The sequence below is a fragment of the Pseudomonas sp. GM74 genome, assembly GCF_000282455.1.
Taxonomy (GTDB): Bacteria; Pseudomonadota; Gammaproteobacteria; order Pseudomonadales; family Pseudomonadaceae; genus Aquipseudomonas.
On sequence record NZ_AKJG01000064.1, the window covers coordinates 14,382 to 26,480 of the forward strand.

The window sequence follows — 12,099 nt, forward strand, 5'->3', positions numbered from 1 at the left end:
GAAGGCGTAATGTCAGGCGACATTGACGTTGAATGACACACCGCTTTCGCGAGCAAGCCCGCTCCCACACTGACCGCGTCGACGATGGATCATCGCCCACAAAAAAACCCGCCTTTCGGCGGGTTTTTTATTGATGAAGCTTAACGCCCGGTCTTAGTTGACCTTGGCGTTCAACTCACCTTTCAGGTAACGCTGATACATGCCTTCCAGCGAGATCGCCTTGATCTTCGAAGCGTTGCCGGCAGTGCCGAAGGCTTCGTAGCGAGCGATACACACGTCGCGCATGGCGGTGACAGTGGCGCCGAAGAACTTGCGCGGGTCGAACTCGCTCGGGTTGGTGGCCATCAGGCGACGCATTGCGCCAGTGGATGCCAGACGCAGGTCGGTGTCGATGTTGACCTTGCGCACGCCGTGCTTGATGCCTTCGACGATTTCTTCAACCGGTACGCCGTAGGTTTCCTTGATGTCGCCGCCGTACTGGTTGATGATCGCCAGCCACTCTTGCGGAACCGAAGACGAACCGTGCATCACCAGGTGAGTGTTCGGAATGCGCTTGTGGATCTCTTTGATACGGTCGATCGCCAACACGTCGCCGGTAGGCGGCTTGGTGAACTTGTAGGCGCCGTGGCTAGTGCCGATGGCGATGGCCAGGGCATCGACCTGAGTGCGTTTTACGAAGTCAGCGGCTTCTTCCGGGTCGGTCAGCATCTGGCTGTGATCCAGAACGCCTTCGGCGCCGATGCCGTCTTCTTCACCGGCCATGCCGGTTTCCAGCGAACCCAGGCAGCCCAACTCGCCTTCTACCGAAACGCCGCAGGCGTGAGCCATGGCCACGGTCTGCTGGGTCACGCGCACGTTGTAGTCGTAGTCGGTCGGGGTCTTGCCGTCTTCGCCCAGAGAACCGTCCATCATCACCGAGCTGAAGCCCAGTTGAATGGAGCGCTGGCAGACGTCAGGGCTGGTGCCGTGGTCCTGGTGCATGCACACCGGGATGTGGGGGAACTCTTCGATGGCTGCCAGGATCAGGTGACGCAGGAACGGTGCGCCGGCGTATTTGCGAGCACCGGCCGAAGCCTGGACGATCACCGGGGAGTCAGTCTTGTCAGCGGCTTCCATGATGGCGCGCATCTGCTCAAGGTTGTTGACGTTGAAGGCTGGAACGCCGTAGCCGAACTCGGCTGCGTGGTCCAGCATCTGGCGCATGCTGATAAGTGCCATTGTGTGTGTCTCTCCCGGTTGAGGGTCGTTAATCGTGCCAGCCTGCCGGAGCGGCGGCGGCTATTCAAGTTTTTGCAGATCGGGGGTTAGGCCCGGACTGCGAATTTGGGTGTCGCCTAAATCTCAACAACTGCACAGAACCCTTGTGGGAGCGGGCTTGCTCCCACATTTGGATCTCTGTACGTCAAATCAATCGTGTTACCCAGCCTTACAGCCACGGCCGATCAAATCATTGGTGGCGACCCAGTAAACCAGGCCTTCCTCACCTTTTATGTGAAACGCCAGCATGTCATTGCTGTACAGCGAACCCGATGCACCCGGCTCCTGCTTCAGGCGGTAGACCTGATCGGCACCGCCCAGGCGCACGTCGACTTCCCTGCGGCTGTCGTCGGTGTAGCGCCACAGCACTTTGGCCTGGCTGTCGCAGGTCCAGGTGGTCCAGCTATCCACAGGCACGGACGACTGGAACAGGTTCAACTGAGCACAACCGGCCAACAGCGCCAGCGCCGTAACGGCGATAAAACCTTTCATCCGTGTCCCTCGACTGGCGGCGCACGCTGCCAGCCCTGAGTAATGAGTCAGACCCATCAAGGGCAGCCATGTTCCTTGGCGGGTGCCTGGGTCTCGTATTTGTCCAGGCCCTCGGGCCCGGAGCGCTTGTTGAGCACCGGATTGGTTTCGGCCTGCCAGTCGGCCTGGTAGCAGCCTTTTTCCGACTCGGACGGCGCCGGTTCCGCAGTGGCCTTCGGGTTACTCCCGCAAGCCGCCAGTGAACCCGCGACGATCAACAGCGCTAACGTCTTGACCATTTCAACACTCCCTGCCTGGTCAAACGGGCGACCCTCAGGCCTTGGCCCGGCTTTCCAGGACTTCAACGGCTGGCAGCACCTTGCCTTCGACGAACTCGAGGAACGCGCCGCCACCGGTAGAAATGTAGGAGATCTGCTCGGCCACGCCATATTTGTCGATGGCAGCCAGGGTGTCGCCACCGCCGGCAATGGAGAACGCCGCGCTGTCTGCGATGGCCTGGGCCAGCACCTTGGTGCCGTTACCGAACTGGTCGAATTCAAACACACCGACCGGACCATTCCACAGGATGGTTTTGGACGACTTCAGCAGCTCGGCGAAGTTGGCAGCGGTCTGCGGGCCGATGTCCAGGATCATGTCGTCATCGGCGACGTCAGCGATCAGCTTGACGGTCGCAGCGGCGGTTTCGGCGAATTCCTTGGCAACCACCACGTCCACTGGCAGCGGCACGCTGACCTTGGCGGCGATGGCGCGAGCAGTGTCCAGCAGGTCCGGCTCGTACAGGGATTTGCCGACCGGGTGACCGGCAGCGGCCAGGAAGGTGTTGGCAATACCGCCGCCGACGATCAACTGGTCGCAGATCTGGCTCAGGCTGTTCAGCACGTCGAGTTTGGTCGACACCTTGGAGCCGGCGACGATGGCTGCCATTGGCTGGGCCGGGGCGCCCAGGGCTTTGCCCAGTGCGTCCAGTTCAGCGGCCAGCAGCGGGCCGGCGGCAGCGACTTTGGCGAACTTGGCCACGCCGTGGGTCGAACCCTCGGCACGGTGAGCGGTGCCGAAGGCGTCCATCACGAACACGTCGCACAGGGCGGCGTATTGCCGGGCCAGTTCGTCGGCGTTCTTTTTCTCGCCTTTGTTGAAGCGCACGTTTTCGAACAGCACGATGTCGCCGGCTTTCACGTCGACGCCGCCCAGGTAGTCAGCCACCAGTGGCACCTCGCGGCCCAAGGCCTTGCTCAGGTAGTCAGCGACTGGCTTGAGGCTGTTCTCGGCCGAGAACTCGCCTTCGGTCGGACGGCCAAGGTGCGAGCAGACCATCACGGCCGCGCCTTTTTCCAGGGCCAGCTTGATGGTCGGCAGCGAGGCCAGGATACGCGCATCGCTGGTGACAACACCGTCCTTGACTGGGACGTTGAGGTCTTCGCGGATCAATACGCGCTTACCTTGCAGATCGAGGTCGGACATCTTCAACACGGTCATGGGTCGCACTTCCTACGGTTTTTTTGAAGTTGCTGTTTGCAGATAGTGTTCTGCAACGTCCAGCATTCGGTTGGCAAAACCCCATTCGTTGTCGAACCAGGCCAGGATGTTCACCAGCCGTGGGCCGGAAACGCGGGTCTGACTGGCATCGACGATCGCCGAATGTGGGTCATGGTTGAAATCACAGCTTGCGTGGGGTAACTCGGTATAAGCCAGAAGGCCTTTGAGCGGGCCGCTGGTGGCGGCTTCGCGCAGGATCCGGTTGACCTCGGTGGCGTCGGTCGCGGTGGCGGTCTGCATCGTGATATCGAGGCAGGACACGTTGACCGTCGGCACCCGCACGGCTTTGGCCTGAATTCGTCCGGCAAGTTCCGGCAGCAGGCGTTCGATACCACGCGCCAGACCGGTGGACACCGGAATCACCGACTGGAACGCCGAACGGGTACGGCGCAGGTCTTCGTGGTGATAGGCATCGATGACCGGCTGATCGTTCATCGCCGAGTGAATGGTGGTGATCGACACGTAATCCAGACCAATGGCCTGGTTCAGCAGGCGCAACAGCGGCACGCCGCAGTTGGTGGTGCAGGACGCGTTGGACACCAGCAACTCGTCGCCAGTCAGGCAATCCTGGTTCACGCCGTAGACGATGGTCGCGTCGACGTCCGTCTCGCTGGCCATCGGCTGGGAAAACAGCACACGCGGGGCGCCGGCGTCGAGGAAACGCTGGCCGTCTTCGCGAGTGTGATAAGCGCCGGAGCACTCCAGCACCAGATCGACGCCCAGGGACGCCCAATCGATGCCTTCGGGGGTGGCACTGCGCAGGACCTTCACGCAGTCGCCATTGATATGCAGACAATCGCCATCGACTTTCACCTCACCGGGAAAACGCCCGTGGGTGGAGTCGAAACGTGTCAGGTATTCGATGCTGGCCATGTCCGCCAGATCGTTGATCGCGACAATCTCGAACCCGGCCTTTTCGCCTCGCTCGAACAACGCACGCAAGACGCAACGACCAATCCGGCCGTAGCCGTTGAGTGCAACTTTGTAAGGACGCGGTTGAGGCATGGGGTTCTCGATTACCGTGGTGAATCCGTTAGTGCGATGGCGTCCGGGCTATCGCTTTCGCGAGCAAGCCCGCTCCCACATTGGGTCAGAGTTGTGAACACTGTCTGTGTCACACAACAAATCCCCTGTGGGAGCGGGCTTGCTCGCGAAGACGTCAGTCCAGACGACATCTTTTCTGGATCAGTCTTCCAGCAGCTCTTCAGCCTGACCCAGGATGTTTTCCAGGGTGAAGCCGAACTCTTCGAACAAGGCCGGCGCAGGCGCCGACTCGCCGTAGGTGGTCATGCCGATCACGCGACCTTCCAGGCCCACGTACTTGTACCAGTAGTCCGCATGGGAAGCCTCGATGGCGATACGGGCGCTGACCTGCAACGGCAAGACCGCCTGCTTGTAGCCGGCGTCCTGGGCATCGAACACGCTGGTGCACGGCATGGAAACCACGCGAACCTTGCGGCCCTGCTCGGTCAGCTTGTCGAAGGCCTGAACGGCCAGGCCGACTTCCGAACCGGTGGCGATCAGGATCAGCTCAGGCTCGCCCGCGCAGTCCTTCAACACGTAACCGCCACGCGCGATCTCTTCGATCTGAATCGCATTGCGGGTTTGGTGCTGCAGGTTCTGACGGGAGAAGATCAGGGCCGAAGGACCGTCCTTGCGCTCCAGTGCGGACTTCCAGCTCACTGCCGATTCAACGGCGTCGGCCGGACGCCAGGTGTCGAGGTTCGGCGTGCAGCGCAGGCTGGCCAGTTGCTCGATTGGCTGGTGAGTCGGGCCGTCTTCGCCCAGACCGATGGAGTCGTGGGTGTAGACGTGGATCACACGCTGCTTCATCAGGGCCGACATGCGCACTGCGTTGCGGGCGTATTCCATGAACATCAGGAAAGTCGCGCCGTAAGGCACCAGGCCGCCGTGCAGGGCGATGCCGTTCATGATCGCGGTCATGCCGAACTCGCGCACGCCGTAGTACATGTAGTTGCCGCTGGCGTCTTCGGCGGTAACGCCTTTGCAGCCTTTCCACAGGGTCAGGTTGGAACCGGCCAGGTCAGCCGAACCGCCGAGGAACTCAGGCAGCAGCGGGCCGAACGCGTTCAGGGCGTTCTGGCTGGCTTTACGGCTGGCGATGGTTTCGCCTTTGGCAGCCACTTCGGCGATGTAGGCCGAGGCTTTTTCACTGAAGTCAGCCGGCAGGTCACCGCTCAGACGACGTACCAGTTCGCTGGCTTCGGCAGGGAATGCTGCGGAGTAGGCAGCGAAACGCTGATCCCACTCGGCTTCCACGGCGCGACCGGCTTCCTTGGCGTCCCACTCGGCGTAGATATCGGCCGGGATTTCGAACGGACCGTGATTCCATTTCAGCGCCGCACGGGTCAGGGCAATTTCCGCGTCGCCCAGTGGGGCGCCGTGGCAATCTTCCTTGCCTTGCTTGTTCGGCGAACCGAAACCGATGGTGGTCTTGCAGCAGATCAGGGTTGGCTGATCGCTTTTGCGTGCAGTGTCGATCGCCGTCTTGATCTCTTCCGGGTCGTGACCGTCGACATTGCGGATCACTTGCCAGTTGTAGGACTCAAAACGCTTCGGCGTGTCGTCGGTGAACCAGCCTTCGACTTCGCCATCGATGGAGATGCCGTTGTCATCGTAGAAGGCGATCAGCTTGCCCAGGCCCAGGGTACCGGCCAGGGAAGCGACTTCGTGGGAAATGCCTTCCATCATGCAGCCATCACCCAGGAACACATAGGTGTGGTGGTCGACGATGTTGTGGCCAGGACGGTTGAACTGCGCCGCCATGACTTTTTCAGCCAGGGCAAAGCCCACGGCGTTGGCCAGGCCCTGGCCCAATGGACCGGTGGTGGTTTCTACGCCCGGGGTGTAGCCGAGCTCCGGGTGGCCCGGGGTACGGCTGTGCAGTTGACGGAACTGCTTCAGGTCATCGATCGACAGGTCGTAGCCGGTCAGGTGCAGCAGCGAGTAGATCAGCATCGAGCCGTGGCCGTTGGACAGCACGAAGCGGTCACGATCGGCGAACGATGGATTGCTCGGGTTGTGCTTGAGGTAGTCGCGCCAAAGTACCTCGGCGATATCCGCCATACCCATCGGGGCACCGGGATGGCCGCTGTTGGCTTTTTGCACGGCATCCATGCTGAGGGCACGAATGGCGTTGGCACGCTCACGACGGCTAGGCATCGCTGTTCTCCTGGGGGCTTGAATAAAACGAAACGGAAAAAAGGCGAGCATTTTCCCTCACCGGGACGCTTCGGGGCAATGACAGATAGTCATCTGAAGGCGTTTTTCCAATGGATAACGACGGTTTCGCTTGATGAAACCTTTCCGCCATCCGTTTGTTGACAGAAGCTAACGTCAAGAAGTGCCATCTATCGAGCAATATCAAAACTTTTTGATATTGCTCTTGCGATGCCTTCGGCCCATGACTAGACTGCCGGCCTTATGAATTTACGCGTGCCCTCCATTCAACATGACGATTGCGATGAGCTGGCAGCCTTGTGCAAGGCTGGCGGCGATCCTCTGCGGTTGAATGTATTGCGCGCACTGGCCAACGACTCGTTCGGCGTACTGGAACTGGCGCAGATCTTCGGCATCGGCCAGTCAGGCATGAGCCACCACCTCAAGGTACTGGCCCAGGCCGACCTGGTGGCGACGCGCCGCGAAGGCAACGCGATTTTCTACCGTCGCGCCCTGCCCCACACCGAACTGCTGGGCGGCAAACTACACGCAGCACTGCTCGAAGAAGTGGACAACCTGACACTGCCGGCCGACGTTCAGTCGCGCATCGCACAGGTCCATGGGCAACGGGCGGCCGCCAGCCAGGACTTTTTCTCACGGGTGGCGGAGAAGTTTCGCGCCCAGCAAGACTTGATCGCCGGCCTGCCGCAATACCGCGAAAGCGTGGTGGCCCTGCTCGACAAACTGAGCTTCGACAAAGACGCCACGGCCATTGAAGTCGGCCCCGGAGACGGCGCATTCCTGCCGGAACTGGCGCGCCGCTTCGCGCAAGTCACGGCGCTGGATAACAGCAGCGCGATGCTCGAACTGGCGCGCCAGGTCTGCGATCGCGACAAGCTGACTAACGTTAGCCTGCAACTGGCCGATGCATTGAACGGCGTCAGCCTCAAGGCCGATTGCGTTGTACTGAACATGGTGCTGCACCATTTCGCCGCGCCGGCCGATGCGCTCAAGCACATGGCCAATTTGCTGCAATCAGGCGGTAGCCTGCTAGTGACAGAGTTATGTAGCCACAACCAGAGTTGGGCCAAGGAGGCCTGCGGTGATCTCTGGCTGGGGTTTGAACAGGACGATCTGGCCCGTTGGGCCACCGCTGCGGGACTCGTTCCCGGGGAAAGCCTCTATGTAGGCTTACGTAATGGTTTCCAGATCCAGGTCCGCCATTTTCAGCGACCGGCTGGCGACACTCACCATCGGTAATTTCAGGAAAACATCGAGATGAGCGAATACTCCCTTTTCACCTCCGAGTCCGTGTCTGAAGGGCATCCGGACAAAATCGCCGACCAGATTTCTGATGCGGTGCTGGACGCCATCATTGCTGAAGACAAGTTCGCCCGTGTGGCGTGCGAGACTCTGGTGAAAACGGGCGTGGCGATCATCGCCGGCGAAGTCACTACTTCGGCCTGGGTTGACCTGGAGCAGATCGTTCGTGACGTGATCACCAACATCGGCTACACCAGTTCCGACGTTGGCTTCGACGGCGCGACCTGCGGCGTGATGAACATCATCGGCAAGCAGTCCCCAGACATCAACCAGGGTGTCGACCGTGCCAAGCCTGAAGATCAGGGCGCCGGCGACCAGGGTCTGATGTTCGGCTACGCCAGCAATGAAACCGACGTGCTGATGCCTGCACCGATCACTTTCTCGCACCAGCTTGTGCAAAGGCAAGCCGAGGCCCGTAAATCCGGCCTGCTGCCTTGGCTGCGCCCGGACGCCAAGTCGCAAGTGACCTGCCGTTATGAAAACGGCAAGGTTGTCGGTATCGACGCCGTCGTTCTGTCGACCCAGCACAACCCTGAAGTGTCGTACAACGACCTGCGCGAAGGCGTAATGGAGCTGATCGTCAAGCACGTGCTGCCTGCCGAACTGTTGAGCAAGGACACCCAGTTCCACATCAACCCGACCGGCCAGTTCATCATTGGCGGCCCGGTGGGTGACTGCGGCCTGACCGGTCGCAAGATCATCGTCGACAGCTACGGCGGCATGGCCCGTCACGGCGGTGGCGCGTTCTCCGGCAAGGATCCATCGAAGGTTGACCGTTCGGCAGCCTACGCCGGTCGTTATGTGGCCAAGAACATCGTTGCCGCCGGCCTGGCCGAGCGTTGCGAGATCCAGGTTTCCTACGCGATCGGTGTTGCTCAACCGACTTCGATCTCGTTGAACACCTTCGGCACCGGCAAGATCAGCGACGACAAGATCGTCAAACTGGTTCGCGAAGTGTTCGACCTGCGTCCATACGCGATCACCACCATGCTCGACCTGCTGCACCCGATGTACCAGGAAACCGCTGCGTACGGCCACTTCGGCCGCACCCCGGCGACCAAGACCGTGGGTGACGACACCTTCACCACGTTCACCTGGGAAAAAACCGACCGCGCCGACGCCCTGCGTTCTGCTGCCGGCCTGTAAGACTTCCCCGCAACACCCGAAGCCCCGCACGGTTCGCGCCTTGCGGGGCTTTCTATTGGGGATTCGCTTTACACCGCGTCGCGGCCTTCGCGGGCAAGCCCGCTCCCACAGGGTTATGAGTCAGTCAGTACACCTCCGTCTACTGTGGGAGCGGCGGTGCGACGATTCGACTTGCTCGCGAAGAGGCCAGCACAGACACCAGAAATACCCGGCAAAACACCCCCTCGCTGCGCCAACCGATACTGACCTAGCCTTCAAGCACCTCACCGAGCAAGGACGCTCAAGATGCTCCCCGACCTGCGCCTGTTTTTCGCCGCTCTACTGACCTTTACCTGTCTGATCGCCAGCGCAACCGAGTGCCCGGACTGGCCACCCGAACGTGCACTGATTGAAGTCGGCAAACTGCAACAGCAGATCGACTTATGGGACGACAGCTATCACCGTCAGGGACGCTCACTGGTCGCCGATGAACTCTACGACCAGTCCCGCGCGCAACTCACCCAATGGCGCCACTGCTTCAACCTGAGCCCGCCCGCAGACCCCTTGCGCACTGCACGCGGCACGCTGCCCCACCCGATCGCCCACACCGGCCTGGACAAACTGCACGATCGGCTCGCCGTGGAAAACTGGCTGCGTGACCGGGTGGACGTTTGGGTCCAGCCTAAAATCGATGGCGTGGCGGTGACCCTGGTTTATCGTAACGGCCTGCTGACCCAGGCAATCAGCCGAGGCGACGGCGAGAGCGGTCAGGACTGGACCGCTCCTGCACGGCAGATTCCGGGCATCCCGCAACGGCTATCGCAGGCCCGGGACTTGATCGTGCAAGGAGAACTGTATTGGCGCCTGACCGATCACGTGCAAGCCAGGGCCGGCAGCCTCAATGCTCGTGGCTCGGTGGCCGGCCTGATGGCACGCAAGGTCTTGAGCGCCGAACAGGCCGCAAACATCGACTTGTTTGTCTGGGACTGGCCCCAAGGGCCGGCGAGCGTGCCCGAGCGTGCAGCGGCGTTGACTGCGCTGGGATTCCCCAGTACCACGGCATACAGCCAGCCCATCACCTCCGTCGTCGATGCCGAACGCTGGCGCGAGCACTGGTATAGCTCCCCCCTGCCCTTTGCCAGCGACGGTATCGTCCTGCGCCAGAACCAGCGCCCAGCCGCCGAACGCTGGCAGGCCAGGTCACCCTACTGGGCCATCGCCTGGAAATACCCCTTCGCCCAGGCTCTGGCCGAAGTCCGCCAGGTTCACTTCAAAATCGGCCGGACCGGGCGGATCACTCCGGTACTTGAATTGGACCCGGTGCAGCTCGATGACCGGCAGATCAAACACGTCAGCGTCGGTTCGTTGCAACGCTGGCAGGCGCTGGACATACGTCCGGGCGATCAGGTCGCCATCAGCCTGGCCGGGCTGACCATACCCAGGCTCGATAGCGTTGTATTGCGCAGCAGCGTACGCGCCGAATTGAACGCACCGCTGGCAGAGGACTTTCATCCATTGAGTTGCTGGCAGCCGACTCAGGGCTGTGAGAGCCAGTTTCTCGCGCGTCTGACCTGGCTCAGCAGCAAACAAGGCCTGGCGCTGCCCAATGTGGGTCCGGGGACCTGGGAAAGACTTCTTGCAACAGGTCGCCTGAAAGGTCTGCTGGATTGGTTGACCCTCGATACCCAAGAGCTTGCTACCATTGACGGTTTCGGCGAGCGCAGTGCGGCTCGTCTTGCAGACGGCTTCAATCAGGCCCGGCAACGACCGTTCGCACACTGGCTCAAAGCCTTGGGATTACCGCCGACAGGCCAGGCGCATCTCGGCGACTCATGGCAGGTACTGGCGCAGCGTGACATCGAACAATGGCGGGCCGAGGCCGGTATCGGACCAGGGCGCGCGGCGCAACTGAGCGCTTTTTTCCACGATCCGCAGGTCCTGGCCTTGAGTGAAACGTTACGTGATGCGGGGATAGACGGCTTTTAGCTGCCGGCCCTGCGCCCACCGGGAACCCCACGGGACCGCTGGGCTCCAACAAGCCATTGCCACACTGGCCTGCTTGCTTTCCTACATGGAGCTTTTATGAAATTTCTTTCACCGCTCGCCCTGTTGACCCTTTGCAGCGTGCTGGCCACCCCGTTGATAGCGGACGAGGAAGCACCAGGGCTGACCGGTTGCGCCGCCAAGAAGCAAGGGATCGTCAACCAGATCGAACTGGCCAAGGCCCACGGCAATGCCGACCAGCAGGCCGGCCTGGAAAAAGCCCTGAGCGAAGTCGAAGCCAACTGCACCGACGCCTCGCTGAAGAAGGAACGGGAAAACAAGGTGCTCGACGCCAAGCACGAAGTCAGCAAGCGTCAGGTGGACCTCGACAAGGCCATGAGCAAAGGCGACCCCGACAAGATCAACAAGCGCAAAGACAAACTGGCCGATGCCCGCAAGGAATTGCAGAACGCATTGGATGAGCTGGATAAATAAGAACGGATAACGAACAAAGATCTTTGGTGTTGCCGAAGCAGCCTTCGCGAGCAAGCCCGCTCCCACATTGACTCTTCAGTGAACACAACATTTGTGCCAACCGAAATTCAATGTGGGAGCGGGCTTGCTCGCGAAGGCGTCAGACCGAACAACATCAATCAATGATCCCGAAACGCCTTATGACAAGCACTGCAAGCATCTTCGACTTTCTGCACCGCCGGCCCCAGGTTGCTGGCCTTGTAGGGTTGAACCTGGCTGGCGATCACCAATTCACCGGTGGCGCTTTCAAGGTCGCGGGCCATTGCCTGAAAGCGTGTCTGTTGCTCCCAGACATCGCTTTTGGCGCTGGTGTGATCTTCCTCGCGCACTTGCGGAAAATGTTGCCACGGCTCACGGGACAACGAATCGAGCTTCACCGCGCCCTCGGCGAACTTCGGACCATCGAACGCAATGCGCCCACGCAACATGCCGCCCAGGTCTTCGCCAGTCTTGAGCATCTGTTTGAAAATGGCCTTGCGCTGGCCGAGCGGCGAGTTGGGGTCGACACCGCCACAAGCGGTCAACGTCAGGCAGGCCAGCAATACAACAGAAAGTCTTTTAAGAGTCATGGTGGCTTCAGGTCACGGGAAACGGCGGCCAGTATCCTCGCGTCATCGGCAAAGACCAATAGCCCTATTATCAACAAGGGTTGCTTGAGCACATGGAGCG

11 protein-coding genes are annotated in these 12,099 nt (G+C 60.8%); 4 read left to right on the forward strand and 7 right to left on the reverse strand.

The window, feature by feature from the left end; all coding sequences use genetic code 11:
• Nucleotides 1-153 precede the first annotated feature (153 nt).
• The 6 genes from fba to tkt form a co-directional block, all read right to left on the reverse strand.
• Nucleotides 154-1,218: a class II fructose-bisphosphate aldolase gene (gene fba / locus PMI34_RS13425; protein ID WP_007981624.1), complete on the reverse strand. Its 1,065-nt coding sequence runs from the start codon at nt 1,216-1,218 to the stop codon at nt 154-156.
• A 198-nt stretch (nt 1,219-1,416) separates the two neighbouring features.
• Complete coding sequence (locus tag PMI34_RS13420) at nt 1,417-1,749, reverse strand: MliC family protein (RefSeq protein ID WP_008050243.1); 333 nt, start codon at nt 1,747-1,749, stop codon at nt 1,417-1,419.
• Nucleotides 1,750-1,805: 56 nt separating this feature from the next.
• A complete protein-coding gene (locus PMI34_RS13415; RefSeq protein ID WP_008050244.1) occupies nt 1,806-2,027 on the reverse strand; it encodes a hypothetical protein in 222 nt (73 codons plus the stop codon).
• Between the two features lie 34 nt (nt 2,028-2,061).
• Nucleotides 2,062-3,225 (reverse strand): phosphoglycerate kinase, encoded by a 1,164-nt coding sequence (locus tag PMI34_RS13410; protein ID WP_008050246.1) that lies wholly within the window; start codon nt 3,223-3,225, stop codon nt 2,062-2,064.
• 12 nt (nt 3,226-3,237) lie between these two features.
• Nucleotides 3,238-4,290: an erythrose-4-phosphate dehydrogenase gene (gene epd / locus PMI34_RS13405; RefSeq protein WP_008050248.1), complete on the reverse strand. Its 1,053-nt coding sequence runs from the start codon at nt 4,288-4,290 to the stop codon at nt 3,238-3,240.
• 180 nt (nt 4,291-4,470) lie between these two features.
• The gene (gene tkt, locus PMI34_RS13400) at nt 4,471-6,468 is read right to left on the reverse strand and encodes a transketolase (RefSeq protein ID WP_008050249.1); all 1,998 of its coding nucleotides are present in this window, start codon (nt 6,466-6,468) and stop codon (nt 4,471-4,473) included.
• Nucleotides 6,469-6,729: 261 nt separating this feature from the next.
• On the opposite strand from tkt, the gene PMI34_RS13395 reads away from it, so the two are divergent.
• From PMI34_RS13395 to PMI34_RS13380, 4 genes are all read left to right on the forward strand, one after another.
• Complete coding sequence (locus PMI34_RS13395; protein WP_008050250.1) at nt 6,730-7,725, forward strand: ArsR/SmtB family transcription factor; 996 nt, start codon at nt 6,730-6,732, stop codon at nt 7,723-7,725.
• A gap of 18 nt (nt 7,726-7,743) precedes the next feature.
• A complete protein-coding gene (metK, locus tag PMI34_RS13390; protein WP_008050251.1) occupies nt 7,744-8,934 on the forward strand; it encodes a methionine adenosyltransferase in 1,191 nt (396 codons plus the stop codon).
• 285 nt (nt 8,935-9,219) lie between these two features.
• A complete protein-coding gene (gene ligB / locus PMI34_RS13385; protein ID WP_008050252.1) occupies nt 9,220-10,899 on the forward strand; it encodes an NAD-dependent DNA ligase LigB in 1,680 nt (559 codons plus the stop codon).
• A 96-nt stretch (nt 10,900-10,995) separates the two neighbouring features.
• A complete protein-coding gene (locus PMI34_RS13380; RefSeq protein ID WP_008050254.1) occupies nt 10,996-11,391 on the forward strand; it encodes a DUF1090 domain-containing protein in 396 nt (131 codons plus the stop codon).
• Nucleotides 11,392-11,549: 158 nt separating this feature from the next.
• Here the strand turns inward: PMI34_RS13380 and PMI34_RS13375 are convergent, their stop codons facing one another.
• Nucleotides 11,550-11,999 (reverse strand): c-type cytochrome, encoded by a 450-nt coding sequence (locus tag PMI34_RS13375; protein ID WP_008050255.1) that lies wholly within the window; start codon nt 11,997-11,999, stop codon nt 11,550-11,552.
• Between the last annotated feature and the right edge of the window lie 100 nt (nt 12,000-12,099).